Annotated in this window: 20 protein-coding genes; 10 read left to right on the top strand and 10 right to left on the bottom strand. The window is 54.1% G+C overall.

The features are described from left to right. Positions 1 to 334: 334 nt before the first annotated feature. The 3 genes from EFA69_RS11960 to EFA69_RS11950 all read right to left on the bottom strand — a co-directional run bounded on the left by EFA69_RS11960 (position 335) and on the right by EFA69_RS11950 (position 5,391). Positions 335 to 2,533 (bottom strand): S9 family peptidase, encoded by a 2,199-nt coding sequence (locus EFA69_RS11960; protein ID WP_123133285.1) that lies wholly within the window; start codon positions 2,531 to 2,533, stop codon positions 335 to 337. Positions 2,534 to 2,897: 364 nt separating this feature from the next. After that, positions 2,898 to 4,340: an aldehyde dehydrogenase gene (locus EFA69_RS11955; protein WP_123133284.1), complete on the bottom strand. Its 1,443-nt coding sequence runs from the start codon at positions 4,338 to 4,340 to the stop codon at positions 2,898 to 2,900. 262 nt (positions 4,341 to 4,602) lie between these two features. Further along, on the bottom strand, positions 4,603 to 5,391 hold the full coding sequence (locus EFA69_RS11950; RefSeq protein WP_123133283.1) for an SDR family oxidoreductase: 789 nt from the start codon (positions 5,389 to 5,391) through the stop codon (positions 4,603 to 4,605). A 314-nt stretch (positions 5,392 to 5,705) separates the two neighbouring features. Between EFA69_RS11950 and EFA69_RS11945 the strand changes: the two genes are divergently transcribed. From EFA69_RS11945 to EFA69_RS11930, 4 genes are all read left to right on the top strand, one after another. Then, positions 5,706 to 6,233 (top strand): 3-hydroxyanthranilate 3,4-dioxygenase, encoded by a 528-nt coding sequence (locus tag EFA69_RS11945; protein ID WP_123133487.1) that lies wholly within the window; start codon positions 5,706 to 5,708, stop codon positions 6,231 to 6,233. Positions 6,234 to 6,354: 121 nt separating this feature from the next. Continuing rightward, on the top strand, positions 6,355 to 6,666 hold the full coding sequence (locus tag EFA69_RS11940) for a hypothetical protein (RefSeq protein WP_123133282.1): 312 nt from the start codon (positions 6,355 to 6,357) through the stop codon (positions 6,664 to 6,666). A gap of 166 nt (positions 6,667 to 6,832) precedes the next feature. Next, positions 6,833 to 7,069, top strand: a complete 237-nt coding sequence (locus tag EFA69_RS11935; RefSeq protein WP_123133281.1) for a DUF433 domain-containing protein — start codon at positions 6,833 to 6,835, stop codon at positions 7,067 to 7,069. Further along, complete coding sequence (locus tag EFA69_RS11930; RefSeq protein WP_123133280.1) at positions 7,066 to 7,419, top strand: DUF5615 family PIN-like protein; 354 nt, start codon at positions 7,066 to 7,068, stop codon at positions 7,417 to 7,419. Before EFA69_RS11935 ends, EFA69_RS11930 begins: the two co-directional genes overlap by 4 nt. Before the next feature lie 141 nt (positions 7,420 to 7,560). On the opposite strand, the gene EFA69_RS11925 is transcribed toward EFA69_RS11930, so the two are convergent. Together EFA69_RS11925 and EFA69_RS11920 are read right to left on the bottom strand one after the other, a co-directional pair. Then, the gene (locus EFA69_RS11925; RefSeq protein ID WP_123133279.1) at positions 7,561 to 8,295 is read right to left on the bottom strand and encodes a YebC/PmpR family DNA-binding transcriptional regulator; all 735 of its coding nucleotides are present in this window, start codon (positions 8,293 to 8,295) and stop codon (positions 7,561 to 7,563) included. A gap of 65 nt (positions 8,296 to 8,360) precedes the next feature. Then, positions 8,361 to 9,224 (bottom strand): SDR family oxidoreductase, encoded by an 864-nt coding sequence (locus EFA69_RS11920; RefSeq protein ID WP_123133278.1) that lies wholly within the window; start codon positions 9,222 to 9,224, stop codon positions 8,361 to 8,363. 287 nt (positions 9,225 to 9,511) lie between these two features. Between EFA69_RS11920 and EFA69_RS11915 the strand changes: the two genes are divergently transcribed. The 6 genes from EFA69_RS11915 to EFA69_RS11890 all read left to right on the top strand — a co-directional run bounded on the left by EFA69_RS11915 (position 9,512) and on the right by EFA69_RS11890 (position 18,826). Further along, positions 9,512 to 10,537 (top strand): amidohydrolase family protein, encoded by a 1,026-nt coding sequence (locus EFA69_RS11915; RefSeq protein ID WP_123133277.1) that lies wholly within the window; start codon positions 9,512 to 9,514, stop codon positions 10,535 to 10,537. 193 nt (positions 10,538 to 10,730) lie between these two features. Then, a complete protein-coding gene (gene kynU / locus EFA69_RS11910) occupies positions 10,731 to 12,002 on the top strand; it encodes a kynureninase (protein ID WP_123133276.1) in 1,272 nt (423 codons plus the stop codon). Between the two features lie 237 nt (positions 12,003 to 12,239). Beyond that, the gene (locus tag EFA69_RS11905; RefSeq protein WP_123133275.1) at positions 12,240 to 13,553 is read left to right on the top strand and encodes a cation:proton antiporter; all 1,314 of its coding nucleotides are present in this window, start codon (positions 12,240 to 12,242) and stop codon (positions 13,551 to 13,553) included. 15 nt (positions 13,554 to 13,568) lie between these two features. Continuing rightward, on the top strand, positions 13,569 to 14,189 hold the full coding sequence (locus tag EFA69_RS11900; protein ID WP_123133274.1) for an alpha-ketoglutarate-dependent dioxygenase AlkB family protein: 621 nt from the start codon (positions 13,569 to 13,571) through the stop codon (positions 14,187 to 14,189). Between the two features lie 248 nt (positions 14,190 to 14,437). Further along, a complete protein-coding gene (locus EFA69_RS11895; protein ID WP_123133273.1) occupies positions 14,438 to 15,787 on the top strand; it encodes an FAD-dependent oxidoreductase in 1,350 nt (449 codons plus the stop codon). Between the two features lie 129 nt (positions 15,788 to 15,916). Next, positions 15,917 to 18,826 (top strand): CHASE domain-containing protein, encoded by a 2,910-nt coding sequence (locus tag EFA69_RS11890; protein ID WP_123133272.1) that lies wholly within the window; start codon positions 15,917 to 15,919, stop codon positions 18,824 to 18,826. Positions 18,827 to 18,933: 107 nt separating this feature from the next. On the opposite strand, the gene EFA69_RS11885 is transcribed toward EFA69_RS11890, so the two are convergent. The 5 genes from EFA69_RS11885 to EFA69_RS11865 form a co-directional block, all read right to left on the bottom strand. Beyond that, positions 18,934 to 19,509 carry a DUF4252 domain-containing protein gene (locus tag EFA69_RS11885; protein WP_183906763.1) on the bottom strand — a complete coding sequence of 192 codons (576 nt, stop codon included), beginning with the start codon at positions 19,507 to 19,509 and terminating at the stop codon, positions 18,934 to 18,936. 112 nt (positions 19,510 to 19,621) lie between these two features. Beyond that, complete coding sequence (locus EFA69_RS11880) at positions 19,622 to 20,422, bottom strand: LytR/AlgR family response regulator transcription factor (protein ID WP_123133270.1); 801 nt, start codon at positions 20,420 to 20,422, stop codon at positions 19,622 to 19,624. Positions 20,423 to 20,503: 81 nt separating this feature from the next. Continuing rightward, positions 20,504 to 21,547 (bottom strand): sensor histidine kinase, encoded by a 1,044-nt coding sequence (locus tag EFA69_RS11875; RefSeq protein WP_123133269.1) that lies wholly within the window; start codon positions 21,545 to 21,547, stop codon positions 20,504 to 20,506. 109 nt (positions 21,548 to 21,656) lie between these two features. After that, a complete protein-coding gene (locus EFA69_RS11870; protein WP_123133268.1) occupies positions 21,657 to 22,289 on the bottom strand; it encodes a hypothetical protein in 633 nt (210 codons plus the stop codon). Positions 22,290 to 22,362: 73 nt separating this feature from the next. Continuing rightward, on the bottom strand, positions 22,363 to 24,522 hold the full coding sequence (locus EFA69_RS11865; RefSeq protein WP_123133267.1) for a TonB-dependent receptor: 2,160 nt from the start codon (positions 24,520 to 24,522) through the stop codon (positions 22,363 to 22,365). Positions 24,523 to 24,630: the final 108 nt, after the last annotated feature.

Genomic DNA, 24,630 nt, shown 5'->3' with positions numbered 1-24,630 from the left:
ACTCGTGCTGATAATGGCTTTCCCATAGATGTAGGGGAATTCACCGTGGTTCCCAAGCTTCGTAGTGAAAGCTATTGGTTCTTTAGATTGCCTTGTCATCCCCCTACCCCCTTCAAAGGGGGACGGAATGCGAATAGAAAAGGTAGAAGAAGTATCTTGCTGTAGAAAGTGTAGTCAGTCTTTATTGTGGCTTATAGATTAGGCCCAACACTATCGGGAATTGTCATTTGCAGAAGCTTTTCCGTTTAGCAGCTCTTTTTCTGAAATCAGCCCCAAAACAAAAACGCCAGCCCTTCAAGAAGGCTGGCGTTTTCTATGCTAAGGTAAGTTCAGACTACAAGTTCCGCTGGATAAACTCAGTCATTTTAGTGAACAGGTGGATGGTGGTGTTGCCGCCGCTGATGCCGTGGTTCCGGTTAGGGTAGTAGGCGCTCTCGAACGGAATGTTGGCTTTCACCAGGGCATTGACCATCTCCACCGCATTCTGGAAATGTACGTTGTCGTCGCCGGTACCGTGGATGAGCAGGTACTTGCCGCGCAGTTTGTTCGCGTGGGTGATGGGGGAGTTGTCGTCGTAGCCTTTGGCGTTGTCCTGCGGCAATTTCAGGAAGCGCTCGGTGTAAATGGAGTCATAGAAGCGCCAGTTAATTACCGGCGCCACCGCGATGGCGGCTTTGAACACATCGGCGCCTTTGGTGATGGCCAGCGAACTCATGTAGCCCCCGAAACTCCAGCCCCAAATCCCGATGCGGCCTTTGTCTACGTACGGCAGGTTGCCCAGGTGCTTCGCGCCTTCAATCTGGTCAATGACTTCATAGTGGCCCAAGTTGCCGTAGGTCATTTTCTTGAACTCGGCACCGCGTCCGCCGGTGCCCCGGTTATCAATCACGGCAATGATGTAGCCTTGTTTGGTAAGGTAGCTGTGCCATAAGTAATTGCGGCCTCTCCAGCTGTCTACCACTTCCTGGCTGCCAGGGCCGCTGTACTGAAACATAAGCACCGGATATTTCTTGTTCGGGTCGAAGTCAGTGGGTTTGATGGTGTAGCCGTTCAGGGTCACGTTCTCTGAGGTCTTGAACTGGAAGAACTCCGGCTTGGGCATGTTGTAGGTAGCCAGCGTGCTCTTCAGGTTCTCGTTGCTCTCCAACACCTTGATCTGCTTGCCGTCTGAGGTGTGCAGGCTCACCACCGTAGGCGTGGTGATGGTGGAGTAGTAGTCCAGGTAATATTTGAAATCGCGGCTCAGGTTGATGGTGTGCGTGCCTTTGGCGGGCGTGAGGCTTTTCTTGTTCTTGCCGTTCAGGCCCATGCTGTACAGGTGACGCTCCATGGGCGAAACCTCCGTGGACGTGAAATAAATGGTGCCGTTTTTCTCGTCTACGCCGTAGAAGCTGCTCACTTCCCACTTGCCCTTCGTGATCTGGCGCACCAGTTTGCCGTTCATGTCATAGAGGTACAGGTGGTTGAAACCGTCTTTCTCTGAGCTGTGCACAAACTGCTTGCCGTTGGCCAGGTAGGTGAGGTCATCGGTAATGTCAATGTACGCTTTGTCGGTCTCTTTCAGGACCACTTTGCTCTGGCCGGTCTGGGCGTTGGCGTGCAGAATCTCCAGGGTGTTCTGCAAACGGTTCATGCGCCGGATGGACAGCAGATTAGGCGTGTTGGTCCAGTTGATGCGCGGGATGTACTGGTCGGCCTCGTTGCCGGTTTCCATCTTGGTGGTTTTACCCGATGTCAGGTCGAAGGTGTAAATAGCCACGGTGGCGTTTTTCTCCCCGGCCTTCGGGTACTTGAACTTGTAGTCCTGCGGATACAGCGGGCCCCACATCTGCATGTTGTACTCGGGCACCTGGCTCTCATCGAACTTGTAGAACGCAATCTGATTGCCCTGCGGCGACCAGAAGAACGCCTGCGCAAACCCGAATTCCTCCTCATACACCCAATCAGTGCCGCCGTTGATGATGAAGTTCCACTTGCCGTCATTCGTAATCTGGCGCTCCTGCATGTTGGCCAGGTCCACGTAGAACAGGTTGTTGTCGCGCACGAAGGCCACGAACTTGTTATCTGGCGAGAAGGTGGCGTAGCTCTGCTTACCGCCCTGGCTCAGTTTCTGGAGCTTTTTGCTGGCGCGGTCATACACGTAGAAATGGCCCTTGCTGCTGCGGCGGTAAATGGGCTCGTGCTCCGTCTCGAACAGGATTTTGGTCTCGTCATTGCTGAAGCTGTAACCGTCGTACTTCAGCACTTTGCCGTCCATCTTCAGGTCTTCGCCCTCCAGAATGGTGCTAACCGGCTGCCCAGTAGTCACGTCTACCTGCACAATGTCCACGGCCTTGTTCTTGTCATCGGCCACCTGGCTGGAGTAGAACTGGCCGTTGCGCATCCAGTTCACGCCGTACACCGAGCGGGCCTGGAACGTGCCTTTCCGGAAAATGTCGTCTAAATCAAAGTCTCGTTTCTGCTGGGCTTGGGCGCTCACGGCCAACACCAGGCAGCTAGCCGCTATCATCCAGCGGTTAAGGGTATGTCTCATTCGGTTTGTTAGAAAGTTTGTAGCCTTAAAAATAGGCATTTATTTTAAGATGGCCCCCGCCGAAGGAACGTTCGTTTTAGGCCAGATTTGGAAAAAAGAGCCGCTAAACGGGAAAGAGTCCTGAGTCTTGAGTTCTGAGTCCTGAGTCTGGCAACAGACAAAACTGCCCTTCCGCTGGCGCGAGTCTCCAGACTCCCGTGTTCCGGCTGGTGGTTTCCGGCGAGTATGGAGACTCGCATCATCCTGTGTCACGAGACATCAGTCTCGCGCCAGTTTCTGCCAGTAGACCAAGACTCAGAACTCGCGACTCAAGACTCAGAACTCTCTTTAGCGGCTCTTTTTCCGAAATCAGGTCAAAACTAGGCTACAGCTTCACGCACACATTCTGCGGCTCGGTAAAGAAACGCAGGGCTTCCCAGCCGCCCTCTCGGCCCACGCCGCTTTGTTTGGTGCCGCCGAAGGGCGTGCGCAAATCCCGCAGCAGCCAGGTGTTCACCCACACAATGCCGGCTTGCAGTTGATGCGCCACGCGGTGGGCGCGGGTGAGGTCCTGGGTCCAGACGGAAGCGGCGAGGCCGTATTGGGTATGGTTAGCGTAAGTGAGGGCTTCTTCCTCGGTATCAAAAGGCAAGAGCGTGACCACCGGCCCGAAGATTTCCTCGGTGTTGGTGCGGCAGGTGTGGGGAAGGTTCTCGAAAACGGTGGGTTGCAGGAAATAGCCGTTCGCGCAGCGGCCTTCCAGTTGCACCCGTTCGCCGCCGGTGAGCAGCGTGCCGCCTTCCTCCTGCGCCAGCGCGATGTATTGCTGCACTTTTTGCAAATGCGCTTCTGAAACCAGTGCACCCATGTTAGAACCAGCTTCCATGGGATCACCTACGGTCAGGTTTTCGACTCTTTTCAGAAAAGCAGCCTTGAAACGCGCGTACAACGAACGCTCCACCAGAATACGCGAGCCGCAGAGGCAAATCTGTCCCTGGTTAGCGAAGGCAGCCTGCACGGCGGTGGTCACGGTTTTCTCAAAGTCACAATCAGCGAAGATGACGGTGGCGTTCTTGCCGCCCAGTTCCAGCGAGAGTTTCTTGAACATCGGCGCAGCCGCGCGCGCAATGGTTTTGCCGGTCTGAGTGCCGCCGGTGAAGGAAATGGCTTTCACCTCAGGATGCTCGCACAGCGTCGCGCCTACTTTGGGACCGGTGCCATGCACGATGTTCAGGACGCCCGCGGGCAAGCCGGCCTCCACGCAGAGTTCTGCCAGCAGATGGGCGGTGTAGGGCGTAATTTCTGAAGGTTTGGCCACTACGCAGTTTCCGGCGGCCAGGGCCGGGGCAATCTTCCAGGTGAACAGATACAGTGGCAGGTTCCACGGGGAAATGCAGGCCACCACGCCTAGCGGCTTGCGCACCGTGTAGTTCACCGCCACGCCTTCCATGTGGTGCGCCTCGGAGGCGAAATGTTGCACGCCCGTCCCGAAGAAGTACAGGTTGCTGCTGGCCCTGGGGATGTCTACGGTGCGGGAGAGCGAAAGCGGCTTACCGTTATCGGTGGTCTCGGCTTCGGCCAAACGCTCCAGATCCCGGTCTATCAGTTCGGAGAGCTTTATCAGAAAACGGCCCCTTTTCTCCGCCGAAAGTGCCGCCCACGCCGGGAACGCCGCCTGCGCCGCCTCTACCGCCGCCTGCACATCCCGCTCGTCAGAATCCGGAATCTGCGAATACACCTCACCCGTGGCCGGATTGATATTGGGTAGGTACGCTCCAGAAACTGGAGCTTGGAAAGTGCCGTTGAGGAAGTTCTGGATGTGCAGCATAAAAGACACAGGATATAAGACGCAAGACACAAGATAGCAAAATACGGGAGATGCCTCGCTCTAGCCTTATTTGCTTTTCCTTTAGTTGTTTATTCTCCTTTGTCATCCTGGAAGGATCTTGTGGGCGAACCAGGATAGCGCTGAAGTAAAGACCATTGCCGTTGGCTACAAGATCCTTCCAGGATGACATGGAAGGGGCTTGAACTGAGAAGCTTTTCTTTGATGCTCGCTTAGGTTGTGCTTCTCCTCCTCAGAATTCTGTTTACAGATTCCCCAACCGTCCGCCGTCTACGGGTATGTTGACGCCGTTGATGTAGCCAGCGGCGGGCGAGGCTAGGAACGCGGCGGCGGCGGCTACTTCCTCGGGCTCAGCGAACCGGTTGGCCGGAATGCCCGCCAGCATCTCCTTTTCGATTTCCTCTCGGCGGAGGCCGGTTTTCTGCATTTTGGTCTCAATGAGCGAGTGGTGACGGGCCGTGAGCGTGGCGCCGGGTAATACGTTGTTCACCGTAATACCAAAGGGAGCCAGTTCAAAGGAAAGCGTTTTCGCCCAGTTGGCCACGGCTCCCCTAATGGTATTAGACACGCCCAAGCCTTTGATAGGCTGCTTCACCGAGGTGGAGATAATATTGATGATTCTCCCGTAACCCGCTTCTTTCATATAAGGCACCACCGCCTGCACCAGCACGTGGTTAGACAGCAAATGCGCCGCGAAGGCGTTCTCAAACTCTTCCAGCGCCGCATCCAAGGCTGGTCCGCCCGCTGGTCCGCCGGTGTTGTTGACCAGAATATGGATTTGCCCGATTTTTGCCAAATGAGCCTCTAAACGCTCCTGCACCTCGCGCGGACGGCTGAAATCTGCCACCACGTACTGGTGCTGCTGACCAGCCTGGGTGGAAAGTGCTTTTACGGTTTCCTGCAGGCGTTCTTCGTTTCGGGCTACTAAGGTCACCGTGGCACCTAATTGCGCTAACTCCAGAGCCACCGCTTTCCCGATACCCTGTGTACTGCCGCAGACCACGGCGTACTTATGCTGTAAATTCAAATCCATTATAAAGAGTTCTGAGTCTTGAGTCTAGAGTTCTGAGTAAGCAAAATAGGAAATATTGAGGTGACCTGCTCTTTTCCGTCCTTGTCATCTTGGAAAGATCTTGTGAATAAGTAGTAATAGTGCTTACGGAAACGACAAGATACTTGCAGAATGCCAAAGAGCTTTCGGTATCTACCTCTTTCAACGGAATGTTTTCGGCCGATTTTCAGAAAAAGAGCCCCTAAACAGGATTTACCTTTTTCGTGGCGGTTTCGTACCTTGGAGCAGCCGCTGGCCTGAACCAGAGGCGCATCTTCTACGCAAACGCAACTCCTATGGCCTTACAACCTGCCTTCAACTTCAAGAAATGGATAGAGGAACACCGTCACCTGCTCAAGCCACCGGTGGGCAACCAACAGGTCTACAAAGACAACAAAGACTTTATCGTGATGGTGGTGGGCGGCCCCAACTCGCGCAAAGACTACCACATCAACAACGGCGAGGAATTCTTCTTCCAGCTGGAGGGCGACATTGTGCTCAAGGTCATTGACAACGGCGAGTTCAAAGACATCCACATCAACGAAGGCGATATTTTCCTGCTTCCGCCCAACGTGCCGCATTCTCCGCGTCGCGGCCCCAACACCGTAGGTCTGGTGATGGAACGCTACCGCGATGAATCTGAATTGGACGGTTTCCAATGGTACTGCGAGAACTGCAACACCAAACTGTACGAAGAGTTTATCCCCGTCTCAGACATCGTGGGCCAATTGCCGGTGGTCATGAATGCTTTCTGGGAGTCTGAAGAGAAACGCACCTGCAGCAATTGCGGTGAAGTAATGGTGAAGCCCGCTCCGGTGCAGTAGTTCATCTAACTAGGAACCACTTACACCAAGTATAACGGAAATACTCACGCTACTATCCGAGTTCATTCTTGCTTTCTTGGCGGGCGGAAAAGAAGAGAGATACAGAGGCCGTAACAAAGTCATGAGCATTATCAGTATTATGCTATTGCTTTCCGGGGTGGTTTGGCTCGTGCGGGAAGTGCCTTTTATCCAAGCCTTATCGCGGCCTAATCTGTTTGTGGGCGTAGCCGCTACGGTGGGTCTGCTTCTTGCGGGTGTTATTATTTTTCTGCTGTTTAGACTACAGATTGTGTATTCCATTACCCGCACCTTGCTTTTCCTGCTGGTAGTCTCGCTTTCGCTCCAACTATTTTGCCTAACTAGCTTTCTAAACCGAAACACGGGCTACCAACTAATGACAACCCAAACGCGAGCGCAGACTTCGGGGAGGTAGGAAGAGGAACATCACGATTTGCTTTTTCTCACGGTGTCTTCCTGAAAAGATCTTGTGGGCGAATAAAGATTGCCTTTTCTTTAAACTTGGATGGCATCTGACTGGGGTGTGAAGATAAGGCCCGCAAATTTTTGCTTATTTTTGACTCTATCAAGTAAAAGTAGATATGCAAGAAAAACTCTTAGAACGGATAACAATTGACCCTAATATTTGTCACGGGAAACCCACAATTCGCGGATTGCGGTATCCGGTAGACAATATGCTGGAGCTTTTGGCTTCTGGGATGACCGTAGATGAACTGTTGGAAGATTATCCAGATTTAGAGAAAGAAGATTTTCTTGCCTGCCTTCAATATGCGGCTAAGCTAACTCAAGTAAAAAGTATCTATAGAATAGCTTCATGAAGTTTATTGTAGATGCCCAATTGCCTAAGACACTTTCTGACTTCATAAAATCAAAAGGGATAGATTCCATCCATACCCTTGAATTACCAGACAAGAATAAAACGCAAGACGGGTACATCACACGATTAGCTTTAGAGGAGCAGCTTATCGTCATCACCAAAGATGCAGACTTTCTTGAATCTTATGTTCTAAGAAAAGAACCGCCTAAACTGTTGCTGATCAAAACGGGAAATATCAGAAACAGTGAGTTAATAGATCTGTTTGACAAGTACATAGAGTTGATTGTCAAACTCTTTCTGACGCATTCCCTGATAGAAGTTTCAAAAACAGAAATAGTAGTTCATGCCTAGGAGCGTCCCTTCTTGAGTGCGCATTGGCCTAAATGAATCTTTTCAACAATAGCAAAAGGCCCGCATTCTCTTCAGAAAGCGGGCCTTTGCCGTTAATTCCGTTTAGCAGCCGTTTTTCAGAAAACAGGCGCTAAACGCAGGTTATTCGTCGTCTCCGGCGTCTTCTTTCATGTTGTGGTACACGGCCTGTACGTCATCGTCCTCTTCCAGGCGGTCCAGGAGTTTGGTCATGTCTTCCTGCTGCTCGGGCGTGAGTTCTTTGAGGACGGTGGGGTAACGTTGCAACTCAGAGGTTTTCACGTGGATCCCGCGCTCTTCCAGGGCTTTCTGCATGGCGCCAAAGTCACCGAAGGAAGTCTGGATAATGATCTCGTTTTCCTCTTCGTCCTTGTCAATGCTCTCCAGCCCGAAGTCAATCAGGTCCAGCTCCAGTTCTTCCATGTCCAGGCCTTCACCGTTGAGGTGGAACACGCCTTTGCGCTCAAAGATGAAGTCGAACTGGCCGGTGCGACCCAACTCCCCGCCGGTGCGGTTAAAGTGCATGCGCACGTTGGCTACGGTACGGTTCACGTTGTCGGTAGCGGTTTCTACCAGAACGGCCACGCCGTGCGGACCGTATCCTTCATATACTACCTCTGAGTAATCGCTTTCTTCCTTGCCCTGGGCCCGCTTGATGGCGGCTTCCACGCGGTCTTTGGGCATGTTCACGCCTTTGGCGTTCTGGATGCACACGCGCAGACGAGCGTTGGTGTCTGGGTCAGGGCCTCCGGATTTCACGGCCATCACAATTTCTTTCCCTATGCGGGTGAACTGCTTGGACATCATGTCCCAGCGTTTCATTTTCCGGGCTTTCCGGAACTCAAATGCTCTTCCCATGCGGTTAGTCTAATTCGAAGTGTAGGCAAATATCGGGAAAAACGGCGGATGCCCCAAGCGGGTTGCTATACATGTTGGGCTAAATAATCTTCCAGCCGCAGCCGGCCTTTTACGGGCGCCACGCAGTCGGTTTTGGTCACTTCCACAAAGAAAGCCACTTTCTCATACCAGGAGCGGTTGAACAGGCGCAACAGCGGTAGAAAGGCCTGAACCAGCCAATACGGCATGCTGGGAATAACGTGTTTTTTGCCCACGGCTTTGCCCAGGAGCTGGATCAACTCCAATCGGGTATAGGCCACAGGGCCGCCCAATTCCAGGGTGTCGTTTCCGGGTTGGGTGAGCGCCTGCACGCAAACTTCGGCTACCTCCTGCTCATGAATGGGATTAGTGATGGTGTCGCCGTCACCCAGTGAGGAGAGCTTTCCGTCGCGGGCCCGGGGCAGCAGGTCCAGAAACGCAGAGAACAGAGCGGGCGGCTTAATGATGGAGAAGGCAAATCCGCTTTGCCGCAGGGCCTGGGCAAAATCTTCGTGCGCCCTGAAATAAGCCACGTGCGGACATTCTTCCCCGCTGAAGGCCCCCACGTACACAAACTTTTGCAGGTGCGGGGCGTGTTGCTGCGCCAGCCGGAGCACGTTCAGGTTTCCCTTGAAATCCACCTCATGGAAAGATGTGCGGCTGCGGTCGGTTAACCGGAGGCTTTTGCCCAGCGCCGAGATGATATAGTCCACGCCCTGCACCAGGGCCGGGGGCAGTGTTTCTGCCTTGGTAGGGTCACAGACCACCACCTCGTGGGCCCAGGGTTTCAGTTGTTCGGCTTTGAGCGGTGTGCGGGCGGTGGCCCTTATTTTATAACCGTGTTGTCTGAGTACTTCCAGCACGCAGGAGCCCAGGCTGCCGGTGCTTCCTAAAACAAGAACTGTTCTCATAGGCAGGAGTAAGAATGGGCGGGGGCACGGTTAAGCTAAATCCTTTTTGCCTATTTTGCAAAAGTTGGGCCTGTAAATATCTGATAAAGTGAATTTTAAGAAGCGACCGCTGCCGCAAAGAAGAAGCGCTGCATAAATGGCGAAGGCGCGGCGGGCGCCAATGCGGGCGTTTAGGGGCTAATTTTCAAAAAAGAGCCGCTAAACGCCTTGCCGTGCCGGTGGCAGAACATTATATGCCGGAGATTTCGTAAGTTGAGCAAAGTTGCCTTTAGTTTGTCTTGCCGCTTATGTTGAACCAGTCCCTTAAAATAGACATCCACACGCACATCCTCCCGGAGAAATGGCCCGATTTGCGGGAACGGTACGGCTATGGCGGCTTCATCCGGCTGGAGCACCACAAGCCCTGCTGCGCCCGCATGATGATGGATGACCGGTTCTTCCGCGAAATCCAGGAAAACAGCTGGGACCCCGCCGCCCGTATGCGCGAGTGCGACCACCACGGTGTACACGTGCAGGTGTTGAGCACCGTGCCGGTCATGTTCAGTTACTGGGCCAAGCCCGAGCACACCTGGGACCTCTCCAAAATCCTGAACGACCATATTGCCGGGGTGGTGGCAACGTATCCGCAGCGGTTTGTGGGGCTGGGCACCCTGCCCATGCAGGACACCGAGCTGGCCATCAAAGAACTGGAGCGCTGCATGAAGGAACTGGGGCTGGCCGGGGTGCAGATTGGCTCCAACGTGAACGACACCAATCTGGACGATGCCGCCCTGTTTCCCATTTTTGAAGCCGCCGCCGATCTGGGCGCTGCCATCTTTGTGCACCCCTGGGACATGATGGGCGAGAAGAAGATGCGTAAATACTGGCTCCCGTGGCTCGTGGGCATGCCCGCCGAGACTTCCCGCGCCATCTGCTCGCTCATTTTTGGGGGCGTGCTGGAGCGGTTGCCCCACCTGCGGCTGGCCTTCGCCCACGGCGGAGGTTCTTTCCCTTTCACCATTGGGCGCATTCAGCACGGTTTTGACGTGCGGCCAGACCTCTGCGCCGTAGACAACCCCGTAAAACCCGAAAGCTACCTGGGCAAGTTCTGGATAGATTCCCTGGTGCACTGCCCCAACACCTTAGACTATGTGGTAAAGCAGTTTGGGGCAGATAAAGTGGCGTTGGGCTCAGATTACCCCTTCCCGCTGGGCGAACTGGAGCCGGGAAAACTGATTGAATCCATGCCCTACACAAACGAGGTGAAGGAACTGCTCCTGAGCGGCTCTGCCCTGCAATGGCTGGGGCTGGATAAAAAGCTGTTTCTAGGTTAGAGAAACCTGTCTTACTTCGTCGGCCGCTTTTCCGTGAGTTAAGAAAGGATTTGCGTTTAGGGGCTTTTTTTGGAAAAAGAGCTCCTAAACGCACGGTAATGGTCAGAATAGTTTAAGCCGAAATGTATGGTGATCTAACGCCCGTTAGGTAATTTAGCCAACCATTCCAACAACCAAGATTTAACGAGCTTCCATGTCTTTTCAAAATACCCTTGCCTACGCCCAGGCGCAAGACCAGGCAGACCCGCTTCGCACATTTAGAGACCAGTTCCACATTCCGCAGCAAAACGGCCAGGACACCGTGTACCTCTGCGGAAACTCCTTGGGCTTACAGCCGAAAGCCGCCCGGGCCGCGGTGGAGGCCGAAATGACCAAATGGGCCGAACTGGGGGTGGAAGGCCATTTCACCGGCGATTCTCCCTGGTTTACGTACCATGCCACCCTGGCCGCGCCTACCGCCCGCGTGGTGGGGGCCAAGCCCGAAGAGGTAGTGGTCATGAACCAGCTCACCGTGAACCTGCACCTTATGTTGGTATCTTTCTATCGGCCGCAGGGCCCGCGTTACAAGATACTCACGGAGGCTGGAGCTTTTCCCTCAGACCAGTACGCGCTGGAGAGCCAGGTGAAATTCCACGGGTTCGACCCAGAGGACGCCATCATAGAAGTGGCTCCCCGCGCCGGTGAGCACACCCTGCGCACCGAAGACATCCTCCGCACCATCCAGGAAAACGCCGACTCTTTGGCTCTGGTCATGATGGGCGGTATCAATTACTACACCGGTCAGGTGTTTGACATGGCCGCTATCACGCAGGCCGCCCACGCGGCGGGTGCCGTCTGCGGTTTTGATCTGGCCCACGCGGCGGGTAACGTAGTCCTGCACCTGCACGACTGGGACGTGGACTTTGCCGTGTGGTGTACCTATAAGTACCTGAACTCAGGCCCCGGCGGAACCTCTGGGGTGTTTGTGCATGAACGCCACGCCCAGAACCCAGACCTGCCGCGCTTTGCCGGGTGGTGGGGACATGACCAGAGCGTGCGTTTCCAGATGAAGAAAGGCTTTATCCCCATGCCCGGGGCCGAAGGGTGGCAGCTCTCCAACAGCCAGATTCTGCCCATGGCCGTGCACAAAGCCTCGCTGGAACTCTTTGACCAGGCCGGCATGGACAACCTGCGGGCCAAGAGCGAGCAGCTCACCGCCTACCTGGAGTTCCTGATCAACGGATTGCAGCAGCCCAAAGAAGCCCTGGAAGTGATCACGCCCGCAGAACCATCAGCCAGAGGCTGCCAATTGTCATTGCTGGTGCACCAGAACGGCCGCCAATTGTTTGACACGCTCATGGCCAACGGCTTCATTCTGGATTGGCGCGAACCCAACGTGATCAGGGTGGCTCCTACGCCTCTGTACAACACGTTTGAAGATGTGTACCGGTTTGGGCAGTTTTTAGCAGCGCATTTCCAGAGATAATGGTTATTCCTAAATAGCGTTCCCTACTTTAGTATACAGGTGCCGCCTCCCGTTTAGGGGCCGTTTTTGCAAAAACGGCCCCTAAACGGGAGGCGTTGTTTTGCAGAAAAGCAGGAAATAGTTGATCAAAAATTGAGGGTTTTGCAGAAAATAGGTCGGAAAAAAAGAACCAGATTCCGTATGAAGTAAGTATTTATACGAGTTGCCCAACTCCCACCTACAGAAACAGCACCACCCATGGATGTTTACCTGATCTCTTTTCTAGTGATTGGCATAGCCGCGCTGGCCATGGCTTGGTTGCCCACTTGGTTCAAGAAAGTGCCTTTCTCTTACGCCATGCTTTTTGTGGTAGTGGGGTTCCTGTTGTTTAAACTGCCTATAGGTCTTCCGGAGCCAGATCCGCTGCGGGAAAATGATTTGGCGTTGCGGCTGTCAGAGCTGTGCGTCATCATTACGCTTATGGGCACGGGCATTAAGATTAACCGGCGGTTTTCTTTTTTCAGTTGGCAGGTGCCTTTCCGGCTGGTCAGCTGGACTATGCTTCTCTCTATTGGCGCCTTGGCCTGGCTCGCGTGGCAGTTTCTGGGGTTTCCCGTAGCCTCTGCCGTGTTGCTGGCGGCGGCCATGGCGCCCACAGACCCGGTACTGGCCTCAGATGTGCAGGTGGGGCCGCCCAGCGAGGAAATTGAAGACGCTCCCCGTTTTGCCCTCACCTCCGAGGCCGGCCTCAACGACGGCATGGCCTTCCCTTTTACCTGGTTGGGAATAGCGCTGGCCACCAAAGGCCTGGCCCCAGAAAACTGGCTCACCCACTGGCTTACCTATGATTTGCTGTACCGCATTGCGGTAGGAGTAGGCGTAGGCTACCTCATGGGGAGAGTGCTGGCGTACCTGCTTTTTAAACTGCCTAAAAAGAGCCGCTTCCCCGAAACCCAGGATGGCTTCGTGGCCATCTCGGCTACCTTATTAGTGTATGCCTTAACGGAGATGCTGCACGGCTACGGCTTTATTGCGGTATTTCTTACAGGGCTCACTCTCAAGCATCAGGAGAAAGATTACTCCTACCACCGCGAACTGCATGACTTCACAGACCAGATTGAGCGGATTCTGCTGGTGATTGTCCTTATCTTGCTGGGCGGAAGCCTGAGCCGGGGATTATTAGACGCGCTTACCTGGCAAGGGGCATTGGTGGGCGTTGGTTTTCTGCTGGTGGTACGTCCCCTGGCCGGCTACATTGGGTTGCTGGGCATCAAAGTAAAAACCCGCGAGAAATGGGCCATCAGCTTTTTTGGGATCAGGGGCATTGGCTCCATCTTCTACATTTCCTTTGCCCTGAGCAAAGCTTCTTTTACCAACCCAGAAGAGATCTGGGCCGTAGCGGGTTTTACCATTCTGCTGTCTATTGTACTGCACGGAGTATTGGCCACCCCTGTGATGCAGTACCTGGACAAAGTACGAAAACCTAGCGATTACATTGATCCACGCAAAGCCAAGGAAGATCTTACCAAAGAGAAAACAGATTCATCTGTCCCGGCCCCGGAAAGTGCGTAGCTGAACCAACCACATATGCCAGTAGTATCTCCTGACTTTGAACAAAACTATGCGTCCTGTCAATTGCCCATGCAAGACGCCCAGGTGTACCTGATCCCTGATTTTATTTCCAAAGAAACGCAACCGCAGGTGCAGCAGGCACTGGAAGAACAGGTAGCCTGGCGACAGGAAAAGATTAGGATGTTTGGCCGGCAAGTAGAACAGCCCCGCCTCACCGCCTGGTACGCCGATGCCGGCAAAAGCTACACCTACTCGGGGCTTACCTGGGAGCCTTTGCTCTGGATTCCCCAACTGCTTGCCCTTAAAGCAGACTTGGAACAGGTAACGGGCGTTCCCTTCAACAGCGTACTTCTGAACCTGTACCGGCACGGGCAAGACAGCATGGGCTGGCACGCAGATGATGAACCTGAGTTAGGCCAGAATCCGGTTATCGCGTCGCTGAGTCTGGGGCAGGACCGGACCTTCTCTTTCCGGCACCGGCAACAGAAAGACCTGAAACAGCAACTAGTGCTGCCCTCGGGGAGTCTGCTGCTGATGGCTGGTACCACCCAACATTTCTGGCACCACCAGCTGCCTAAAACCGCCAAAGCAGTACAGCCCAGAATCAACCTTACCTTTCGGTTTATCCATGGATAGGGCAGAATGACTTTTCCTTCCCAAAGTTGGGTTTAGGGGCCGTTTTTCTGAAAACAGGCCCAAACCAGAGAACAGGGTGCCGCGGCGGTAAGCGTGTGGGCAAGCACATTTGGCGGCCAAAGAGGGACATTGGCGCAGACAGGTGGTGGCTTTTTCATTAAAATTAACCAAGTTTACCTCTTCTTTCCGTAGAAAGCAGTATTTCATGAAAGATCCTGCTTAGCGGTACTGTCTGTAACCTTAATCTGATGGAGAAAACCACCCAACTCAGCGTGATGGGCGGGGGCCTGGTAGGCTGCCTGCTGTCTTTGTACCTAGCCAAACAAGGGTATCGGGTGGATGTGTATGAGCGGAGGCCAGATTTGCGCCGTACAGACATCAACGCAGGCAAATCCATTAACCTGGCGTTGAGTGACAGAGGCTGGCGCGCGCTGGAAACCATTGGGATTGCGGAAGACATTAAGAAAGTGGCCATTCCCATGTACCGCCGGGTCATGCATGATAAAAACGGCAACCTGTCTTTTCAGCCGTATGGGCAAGAAAACCAGGCCATCTATTCGGTTTCCAGAGGTGGTTTGAACCAGGCTCTATTAGACCTGGCCGAGGCAGAACCGGGCATCTCCCTGCACTTTCAGCAACAGGTGCTGGAGGTGGAAGTGGTTACCAACAAAGTGACCATGCTGGATGCCGTCTCGGGGCAGGAGCATCAGATTCAGCCCGATGTGATTTTCGCCGCAGACGGGGCTTTCTCCATGGTACGGCTGTCTTTGCAGAAAACAGACCGGTTCAACTATGAGCAGAGTTACCTGGACTACGGTTACAAAGAACTTACCATTCCGCCCGCCGCAGACGGAAACTGGCAACTGGAGAAGAACGCCCTGCACATCTGGCCCCGGGGCCAGTACATGATGATTGCCTTGCCCAACATAGATGGTTCTTTCACCTGTACCCTGTTCTTCCCGTACGCGGGCGAGCCTTCTTTTAAATCCTTGCAAACATCGGCGCAGCTGGAGGCTTTCTTCAAAGAAGTTTTCCCAGACGCTGCCGCCCTTATGCCAGACCTGGCGCAGGAATTCTTTGAAAACCCCACCGGTTCTCTGGTCACGGTGAAATGTTTCCCGTGGAGCCATGGTGGCAAAATTTTACTTCTGGGAGACGCAGCCCACGCCATTGTGCCCTTTTACGGGCAGGGCATGAATGCCGGGTTTGAAGACTGCACCGTGTTGCGCGGGCTTTTAGAACAGCACCAAGACGACTGGGAAACTATTTTCCAGACGTTTCAGCAGGTGCGCAAAGCCAATACAGACGCCATTGCAGATTTAGCGGTGTACAATTTCATTGAGATGCGGGACAAAGTAGCCGATCCGCGGTTTCTGTTGCAGAAGAAGATAGAAGCCAAAATCACGGCCCAGTATCCAGATGCCTGGCTCCCGCTGTATTCCATGGTCACCTTTTCCCCCGATTTGCCGTATGCCGAGGCATTGGCCAACGGAAAGCGGCAGGAGGAGATCATGCGGGAGCTCATGGTACACATCCAGACGGAGGAAGACTACAACAAGCCAGCGGTTCAGCAGTATCTGCAGACCCAACTCGCATAAGAACCTGTTGCACCAGACCGTTGTTGAATAAACTTGCGCCGCTCTCTGGGCATATTATAGAATAGTAGAAAAGAGAAAGAACATTCTGCCAGACAGAAACAGCGTAAAGCCGAAGAGGACGAACCATACATGTTATTTTCCCGATTTAAAGATTATTACCTGGCACTTGGCTCCTCTTTGTTAGTGCTGGGCATGACTCTGTATGCTTTCTGGGTCTCCAGGGCGAATGACAAAGCCGAAGACATACAGTTGTTTGAGATTAGGAAGGTGCAGATCAAAGGTACCCTGGAGCGCCGCATGGGCTACTACCTGCAAATCCTGAAAGGGGTAAACGGTTTGTTTATGGGGTCAGACACCGTTACCCGCAGAGACTTTCAGAATTACCTCCGGTCTTTGCAGGTACGTAAGAACTACCCTGGGGTGCAGGGGATTGGCTACGCGGTTATGCTCACCCCTGAACAGGTGCCCGCGCTGGAGAGTCGCATCAGGGCAGAAGGCTATCCCAATTTCCAGGTAAATCCGGTAGGGCCGCGCACTGAGTATTCTTCCATCATTTTTCTGGAACCCTTAGACCTGCAGAACCGGCGGGCGTTTGGTTATGACATGTTCAATGACCTTACCCGGCGGGAGGCCATGGAAGCGGCCCGTGACTTCAACCTGCCTGCCATGACCGGCAAGGTGCAATTGGTGCAGGAAAGCGGGAACAAAGTGCAACCGGGCATCTTGATCTACATGCCCGTTTACTACGGCGGCACCGTGCCTACTGATCTGGAGGGGCGCAGAAGCAGGCTTAGGGGGTTTGTGTACGCTCCTTTCAGGGCTACCGATCTGTTCTCCAACACCATCGGGGATGACTTCAAAGACATCAGCATCTCCATTTATGACGGCAAAGAGGCCAAGGAAGACGCACTGCTGTACCGCAACATAGCAGAGGCAGACCAGGTAGAGAACACAGACAGCGTATTTTACGCCACAGATGTGATGCGTGTGGCCGGCCGTACCTGGACCATGCGCTACAAAGCAACCCGTGCCTTTACAGAAGCCTCTGGCATAGATCAGCACGATCTCATCTTGCTGGGTGGGAGCATCATCAGCTTGCTTATCTTCTTCGTGATCTGGTCTTTGCAGCGCTATCTGCGGTCTAACCAGCTCACAGAACTCATCACCAAAAATACCACCGCGGGCTTGTTCATGTTAGATGACCGCGGGTATTGCACCTTCCAGAATCCGGCGGCCGAACTATTGCTGGGGTATTCCCTGGAGGAACTCAGGAGCCGGCCCATGTATGAGCTGGTGCACCTGAAGCAGGAACCCGGCAATTTGTCTCCGGAATTGGTCTCTCAAAAAGCCTTCCGGTTTGAAGACACTTTCATCTGCAAAGACGGGAATTCCATCCCGGTTGCCTGCTCTACCCGTTATGTAAAACAAAGCGGCCAGGTAGTGGGGCATATTCTGGAAGTGCGGGATGTCACGGAAGAGAAAAGAGCCCAGCAGGCCTTGCTAGAGAGTGAGGCCCGCTTCCGGAACATGGCCGACAGTGCTCCCGTGATGATCTGGACCACCGATCAGAACGGCCACTGCCAGTATGTCAACCGTCAGTGGCTCAAGTTCACCGGCTCTACCCTGGAAGGCAACATGGGGAAACAATGGCTGGAGTTTATTCACCCGGAAGACAGCCCTAATGTGACCAAGATATACAACAAAGCCCGGAAAGCCGAAGCAGAATTCAGGGTGGAATACCGCCTCTGCCGGCACGACGGCGAGTACCGGGGAGTGGTGACCACGGGCACGCCGCGCTTCAGTGCCGAAGGTGCTTTCATGGGCTACATCGGCTCGGCTATTGATATCAGTGACCGGATTAAGATGGAGCGCAAACTGAAGCAAAGCGCCGAAACCCTCCAGCAGATCTTCATGCAGGTGCCCGCCATTGTAGGCTTGGTGAAAGTAAAAGACCTAACCTATACTTTAGTAAACAGCTTCCTGAGCAATCTCTATGACGGTAAAGCGCAGGTAGGGAAATCAGTGCTGGAGTCTTTGCCAGAAGAACGGCACCAGAACTTCAAGGAAACCATCAAGCGCATTGAAGAAACCGGTGAGCCTTACATTGGAATGGAGGTGCCTATTCCGTTCACAGACTCGGCAACCGGAGAAAAATACGTCCGGTATTTCAACATTGTCTATGAACCCATCCGGAACGGGAAAAATGTAGTGGAGTCTGTGCTCACGTTTGCCGTTGAAGTAACGGAGCAGGTGAAAAGCCGGGAGCAGCTTTCGGCTTTCAATGATGAGCTGAACCAGAAAAACCAGGAACTCCTGCGCATCAACAATGACCTGGACAACTTTGTGTACACCGCCTCGCATGATTTAAGGTCGCCGCTGGCCAACCTGGAAGGCCTCACCACCGCCCTGTTGGAAACCGTGGAGGGCAAAGAGGACAGCGAAGAATATTTCCTGCTGCACATGGTCACTTCTTCCATTGCCAAGCTGAAAGGCACCATCCATGACCTGACGGAGATCACCAAGGTGCAGAAAGACTTTGACTCGCAGGCCGAGGTGCTGTCCTTCGCTGAAGTGTTGGCTGGGGTGGAAGAAGACATTGCGCCGCTCATCCAGGAGGCCGGAGCCAAGCTGGAAACCTCTTTTGAGGTGAAGAGCCTGCGGTTCGCCCGCAAGAACCTGCGCAGCATCCTTTATAACCTGGTTTCCAATGCCGTGAAATACCGTGACCCGGAGCGCAAATCCAAAGTGACCATCAAGACGCAGCGGCAAGATGAGTACGTGGTACTCACCGTGGCCGATAATGGGTTGGGCATACGGGAAGACCAGCAGGAAAAGCTGTTCACCATGTTCCGGCGGTTCCACTCGCACGTGGAGGGCACGGGCATTGGCTTGTACATTGTGAAGCGCATCATTGAAAACAACGGCGGCCGAATTGCCGTGGCCAGCGAACCTGGGCAGGGCACTACCTTCACCGTGTTTTTCAAGGAAGACGTAGCGTTCGCAGCCCCTATACCGGCTACAACAGAGAAAGACCGGTAAAGCAGATGCTACGGCAGGGGAGCCTGTAAAAATACCCGTTGCGTTTAGGGGCCGTTTTTCCAAAAACGGCCCCTAAACGCAACGGGTATTTTTATAAAGGAGGTAATCTAATCTAACAGAGGAAGCAAGGCATCCGGGTCTAGCTTGCGCAGCATCTGTTCTATCTGTTGCTGGGTAAACCTTCCGTTGACCTGTACCATGGTAAAGTTGTTGCCGTACTTGCGGTACCCCACCAGTTCCTGTACCTCATTGTTAGACTGCCTCATTCTGAACTGCAGCGCCCCCGGCGTGGTGTCTAGCAAGGGAATAGCCGTATAATTCTCTCTCTGTAGCACCTGGTCCAGTTCTTGGGTGAGTTCACGTTCCAAAAGGCGTTGAGACTTCTTGTCAGTGGGCGTGAAGGTGAGGGTCCGGATGGAGGAGATATTGGCCAGCGCCGCCCGAACAGTCGTATCGGTCACGCCCCTGGCCACCAGGCGGCTCACCAGCCCCACCGGAACACTGGTTCCTTTGAAGCCGGCCTCATTTTTATATTTCTGGTAAAAGTCTGACGTGGTTTGGGCCGGTGGCAGTTTGCTGGTGCTGCTGCAGGCCTGCATAATCAAGAAGACGGCCCCCGCCACCAAGGGCAGCAGGCGCTGGAAAACTGTTTTCTTCGGGTGGTTAAAAAGCATAGATATCATAGCTGATGGATCATTTTTTACCTCTTCTACGGGAGAAAAGGCAAAAACGCTTCTTTCAGGTGTCATTCTACCTATCAGGTGTCCTGATAAGCACACTTGGCTTCGCCTGAAACTACTGGTCTAGCCAGGCCCTGAAAGCCCCCACGCGTTCCCGGCTCACCAATACCTCTTCCTGTTGATGATGGCGTAACGCTACTTTAAGGCGGCTGTTGGTGTAGTGGATAATGTCCTGAATGGCGTTTACCTGCACCAGATACCCGCGGTTTACCCTGAAAAACCGTTTGGGGTCCACCAACTGCTCCAGCTGCTCCACGGTGTAGTCAAGGGCGAAGCGGCGGTTGTCTGTGGTCTGTAGAAAGGTAGCTTTCTCAAAACTGTAGAAGAAGTCAATTTCCTCCACCGGAATGGCCCGCAGGTGCTCGCCCACTTTTAAGACAAACCGATTCTTGTACGTGGGACCAGCCGGGTTCTGCAACTGCTGCAAGGCTTGCTGGAGCAACTGCAAGGACTGGTCTGGAACGGCCGGGGCCGAGGCTCGGTTTCCCGCCGCTGATCTGAGCCGCTGAAGCTTCTTGAGGGCCTGGGCCAGTTCTTCGTCATCAATGGGCTTGAGCAGGTAGTCTATGCCGTTGGCTTTGAAGGCACGCAGGGCATAGGCGTCATAGGCGGTGGTGAAAATGACGGGGCAAGTCACCTCAGTCTGCTCAAAGATCTCGAAGCTCAGGCCATCGCCCAACTGAATGTCAAAGAAAGCCAGATCGGGGAGGGGCTGCTCCCGGAAGTACTGCACCGCCTCCTGCACAGAGGCAAGTTTGGCCACCACCGTGAGCGGCAGTTCGGTCTGGGCCAGCAGGAGTTTTTCCAGCCGAGTGGCTGCCAGAGGTTCGTCTTCAATAAGGAGGGCGCGGAGCATGTTGATGTCTATGGCTGGTTGTTGATGAGGAATGGATTTCCTGGTTTTGGCCCTATTTAGGAAAAAGAGCCGCTAAACGCCTTACTGGAACGTGAGCAGAGGCAAGCGTACCAGAAAAGAGGTGCTGGTGGGCAGTATTTCCAGGTGCCTGTCGGTGAGCATCTCGTACCTTGCCTTGATGTTGGGCAGCCCCAGACCGCTGGGCGGTTCATGCTGGGGTTTAGGCTGCACGTTGTTTTCCACCAGCAGGGTCTGGTCTGCCACGCGCACCGTTACCCGCAGCGGTTCCTGGGCCAGCACCCGGTTATGTTTAATGGCGTTCTCCAGCAGGGTTTGCAGGGCCAGGGGCGGCAGGTGCAAACCGTGGGGGAAATCGCGGGGGAAGCTTACCTGCAATCCGTCGCCGTGCCTGATTTGCTGAAGAAAAGCGTAGCGTTGGGTAAAATTCAGTTCTTCTTCCAGAGACACCACCTCTTTGTGCTGGGAGTCCAGCACGTAGCGGTACACCTCAGACAGCTGCTTGATGAACTTCACGGCCAGGTCTGGCTCTGGGTGCACCAGGCTGGTGAGCGCGTTGAGGCTGTTGAACAGGAAATGCGGGTTCACCTGGTTCTTGAGCGCCTCGTATTTAGACAAGGCATGTTCCTTTTGCAGCCGCTCCGCCTGAATGGCCGTTTCGCGCCAGCCCCTCAGGAAAGCGACGGCATGAATGGTCATGGTAATAATGTAGGTGATGAGCATCTGCATGAACATGCTCTCCCTCACTTTGGGAGACGCCATGACGGCGAAGCTCTGCTTGGGCAGCAGCACGAACCAGAACCAGTTCACCAGAAATACCACCAGCGCCGAGTAAAGGAGTACCAGCAGTAAGGTAATGATAAACCGCTTCCAGGGATTGACAGTCCAAGGGACCAGGATGCTTAGGTTGTTGCTCAGGTAGCCGTTGCCCAGCCAGAGCATACTGAAGAGAGAGAACGAGTACAGAAAGTTGCGCCAGGCCGCATTCAGGCTGGAATAGCACGCAGAACAGGTGAGCATGACCTGAATGCCGGCCAGCAGGGCAAACAGCAGAAACCATCTTAGGAAAGACAGGAATTTGTTTTGCGGTAAGCCGTACGTTGCCATGGCAGGAAGTTAAGGATTTTTGGAAAAGATTCTTTCTGGGCACGGCAGAAAAGCCGTGCCGGGCGTTTAGGGGCTGTTTCTGGAAAAAGAGCCCCTAAACGCAAAGAGCTTAGTTACATTTGGCCAGCAGGGCCAGTGCTCTGCTCTCGCCCCAGTTGGGGAGCAGGGCGTTGGCGGGTTTCTGGGTAGCGTATTTTTCCTTGGCTTTGGCTAAGATGGGTTTGGCTACATCGGTGCCGCCGCCAAACATTTTGGGCGTGTTAAAAGCGTTCTGGCCCAGCAGGAAATACACGCGCGGGTTGTTGGGGTTCAGGGTCTTGGCTTTCTCCAGGGCGGTGGAGGCCAGGCCGGAGTACTTCATGCCGCGCATCATGGGCGAAACTACCAGCCGGGCCTGGTGCAGGTAGCCCTGTAGCACATAGAGCTCAGATTCTTTGGGCTGTAGCTTCAGGGCGCGGTCCAGAAAGGTTTGGGCTTTGTCCAGGACTTGGTCGCGCTGGTCATCGTCCTTCAGCAGGAACGTGAGGGTGATGTTGGTGTAGGCGGCGTAGTAGTTGGGAAGCCATTCTTTGGGCTCGGCGCTGACAATGCGGCTACACTGGTTGGCAACGCTCTGCATTTCCTCAGCGGTATTGGCGGTTTTCATTTTAGTTAAAGCATCTGTGAGCGCGGTTTGGTAGTTGGCCTGGGCATTCACAAACAAAGCCAGGAACAGGAACGGAAGGATGAGGAGCTTTTTCATGGTGGTTATGTTTTTATGGTTAGGTTGATTGCTTGGTAGAGGGTGAGTTTTCTATTGTGTAAATCGAGGGTGCTTATTTCTTCCCGTCGTTGATGGAAATGAGCAGCGCCAGTAGGGCGAAGCGTTTGGCGCCCGGCACCACGGGCTGTCTGTCATATTGGCCTTCTGCGTTGGGCGTGGTGGCATACCGGTACCCGAACACGTTGTTGAAGCCCAGCAGATTATTGCACGCCACGTGCACAATGGTGGAGTGGCCTTTGAACGAAGTGAGGTAACTGGCGCTCAGGCTCAGGTCCAGGTAATGCTTGGTACGGCTCCGCTGAAAGCCCTCCAGGTTGGGATTATGGTACGGGCGGCCACTGGTATAGCTGAACGTGGTGCCCACGTAGGTCTTGATTGGTTTCACCATCTGCTTGTACACCAGGCTCAGGTTGTGCGTAGAGGCGAAAGACGGACGCGCCGCCTCCGGAAAACCTTTGTACAGCCGCTTGGTGTCCAGGAGCGAATAAGAAATCCAGTAATCGCCTAGCTTAATGCTTTCCTGGTCCCTAAAGAAAAACTCCACGCCGCGGGCGTAGCCGTGGCCGCCGTTCGTGATCTCCGTGGCGTCAAGCAGATTGGTGGCGTTGTAGCGGATCAGGTGCCGGTATTGCTTGTAGTAGCCTTCTACCCTAAGGGTGCGCTTACCGATGGTGCGTTGGTAGTTGAGAATGTAATGCGTGGCTTTCTCAAAGGTGAGCGGGGTGTGGTACTTGAGGTAATCGTTCTCCGGGGTTTGGTAGAAGTGTCCGTAGGCGAAGGAAACCTGGGCATCTTTTCCTACCTGGTACGCCAGCGCCAAACGGGGCGAGAGGGCATTTTTGGCCAGAAAGTAAGAGCGCTCCCACCGCAGTCCGGGGCGGGCTACCAGTTTGTCGCCCAGATAGACATCGGCTTCGGCGAAGCCAGCCACGTTCTGCTCATCTACCACGCCTTTCTGGGCTGCGGTGTTGGGGTGCTCCAGGTAGGTCTGGCGGTAGCCGCGCAATTGGGTTTCCAAGCCGGTGCGGAGCGTCACAGACCGGCCAATGTCGCCTATTAGCACGGCTTTCCCGTTCCAGGTGTTTTGGTGGGCAGTCACCAGAGCTTCGCCGGCGGCAATGTGGTCTTGGGTGTGGGTGAAGGTCATGCCGGTTTGCAGGGTCCAGTGCTCTTTAAAAATTTCTTCATAGGTGCTGTTCAGGAAGAGGTTCTGGTTGCGCAGGTCTACCGCTACAGGGTTTTCAGGATGGTCTACGTCTGGCTGCGTTACCGCGAAATGGCTGCTGGCGTAGGTGCCATAGAGTTTGAGCATGCCGGTGGGCGATGTCTTCTGCCGGAACACAAGACTGCCGGCTTTGCTTTCGGGCATGTGCTGCCAGCTTTGCTGTTGGGGAACCAGTTTCATGTAAGGAGCCAGGTTGGTGTAGTCCGCAGAGACCGCCAAAGAAGTGTTGGTCCAGCGCTTGGTGCGCGAGAGGCTGCCCCCAATGGTCATGAGGGAGATGCCGGTCTGCGATTCTTCGGGCAGGTCCTGGCTCTGGAGCAGCAACGCTGAGGAAAGGGCCTGACCAAACTCAGCCGAATACCCACCCGAGCTGAAGGCCATGCCGCTGAACAGGAAAGGCGAGAAACGTCCGCGCGAAGGAACATCCGGGATGGTGGCGGTGTACGGATTAGCCACCTGTAAACCGTCAATAAACGTTTTGGCTTCGTAACTATCGCCGCCGCGCACGAACAGTTTGCCTTCTTCGCCCACTTTCTGGGTGCCCGGCAGGGTATTGATGGCAGCCATGATGTCGGCGGAGGCACCGGCGGTGGTGACAATGTCTCTAGAGTTCAGCAACGCGGCTCGCTTCTCATCACTAGCCTCAAACGCCCCCGCCGAGATTTGTACCGCCTGAAGCTGGCGGTAATCGGGCTTCAGGGTAAAAGACAGGGAGCGCTGGGGCTGATCTAAGTTTATCTCTTTCTCTACCGTGGCATAGCCCAGGAAACTAACCGCCAGCGTCTGCGCCCCTTTCAGTTTGGTACTGAATCTGAAGGCGCCGGTTGCATCTGTAGAGGCTCCGTCATACGCTCCCTTCAACACTACATTGGCCCCGGGAATAGGCTGCCCCGTTGCGTCTTTGACAGAACCTTGTACCAAGGCCTGGGCAAAGCTTTGTGACCCAATGAACAGGAGTAGGAGCAGAAGGAGGGGAGCGGGTTTCATAGCGGTTTGTCTTAGATTCTGATCAAAGATGTACCGCTAGAAAAAGGATTGAAATTTAAAGAAGATGAACTGTTGGGAGAGGTAGACGAACTGTAGAAAGGCAGAACC

The sequence above is a fragment of the Rufibacter immobilis genome, assembly GCF_003721565.1.
Classification (GTDB): domain Bacteria; phylum Bacteroidota; class Bacteroidia; order Cytophagales; family Hymenobacteraceae; genus Nibribacter; species Nibribacter immobilis.
Note: the sequence above shows the minus strand (reverse complement) of the source record. Positions and strands in the feature narration are given on the sequence as shown.

Excerpts from the sequence above, each read along its gene's own strand:
- EFA69_RS11960 (WP_123133285.1), bottom strand. The coding sequence starts at position 2,533 with ATGAGACATACCCTTAACCGCTGGATGATAGCGGCTAGCTGCCTGGTG.
- EFA69_RS11955 (WP_123133284.1), bottom strand. The coding sequence starts at position 4,340 with ATGCTGCACATCCAGAACTTCCTCAACGGCACTTTCCAAGCTCCAGTT.
- EFA69_RS11950 (WP_123133283.1), bottom strand. The coding sequence starts at position 5,391 with ATGGATTTGAATTTACAGCATAAGTACGCCGTGGTCTGCGGCAGTACA.
- EFA69_RS11945 (WP_123133487.1), top strand. The coding sequence starts at position 5,706 with ATGGCCTTACAACCTGCCTTCAACTTCAAGAAATGGATAGAGGAACAC.
- EFA69_RS11940 (WP_123133282.1), top strand. The coding sequence starts at position 6,355 with ATGAGCATTATCAGTATTATGCTATTGCTTTCCGGGGTGGTTTGGCTC.
- EFA69_RS11935 (WP_123133281.1), top strand. The coding sequence starts at position 6,833 with ATGCAAGAAAAACTCTTAGAACGGATAACAATTGACCCTAATATTTGT.
- EFA69_RS11930 (WP_123133280.1), top strand. The coding sequence starts at position 7,066 with ATGAAGTTTATTGTAGATGCCCAATTGCCTAAGACACTTTCTGACTTC.
- EFA69_RS11925 (WP_123133279.1), bottom strand. The coding sequence starts at position 8,295 with ATGGGAAGAGCATTTGAGTTCCGGAAAGCCCGGAAAATGAAACGCTGG.
- EFA69_RS11920 (WP_123133278.1), bottom strand. The coding sequence starts at position 9,224 with ATGAGAACAGTTCTTGTTTTAGGAAGCACCGGCAGCCTGGGCTCCTGC.
- EFA69_RS11915 (WP_123133277.1), top strand. The coding sequence starts at position 9,512 with ATGTTGAACCAGTCCCTTAAAATAGACATCCACACGCACATCCTCCCG.
- kynU (WP_123133276.1), top strand. The coding sequence starts at position 10,731 with ATGTCTTTTCAAAATACCCTTGCCTACGCCCAGGCGCAAGACCAGGCA.
- EFA69_RS11905 (WP_123133275.1), top strand. The coding sequence starts at position 12,240 with ATGGATGTTTACCTGATCTCTTTTCTAGTGATTGGCATAGCCGCGCTG.
- EFA69_RS11900 (WP_123133274.1), top strand. The coding sequence starts at position 13,569 with ATGCCAGTAGTATCTCCTGACTTTGAACAAAACTATGCGTCCTGTCAA.
- EFA69_RS11895 (WP_123133273.1), top strand. The coding sequence starts at position 14,438 with ATGGAGAAAACCACCCAACTCAGCGTGATGGGCGGGGGCCTGGTAGGC.
- EFA69_RS11890 (WP_123133272.1), top strand. The coding sequence starts at position 15,917 with ATGTTATTTTCCCGATTTAAAGATTATTACCTGGCACTTGGCTCCTCT.
- EFA69_RS11885 (WP_183906763.1), bottom strand. The coding sequence starts at position 19,509 with ATGATATCTATGCTTTTTAACCACCCGAAGAAAACAGTTTTCCAGCGC.
- EFA69_RS11880 (WP_123133270.1), bottom strand. The coding sequence starts at position 20,422 with ATGCTCCGCGCCCTCCTTATTGAAGACGAACCTCTGGCAGCCACTCGG.
- EFA69_RS11875 (WP_123133269.1), bottom strand. The coding sequence starts at position 21,547 with ATGGCAACGTACGGCTTACCGCAAAACAAATTCCTGTCTTTCCTAAGA.
- EFA69_RS11870 (WP_123133268.1), bottom strand. The coding sequence starts at position 22,289 with ATGAAAAAGCTCCTCATCCTTCCGTTCCTGTTCCTGGCTTTGTTTGTG.
- EFA69_RS11865 (WP_123133267.1), bottom strand. The coding sequence starts at position 24,522 with ATGAAACCCGCTCCCCTCCTTCTGCTCCTACTCCTGTTCATTGGGTCA.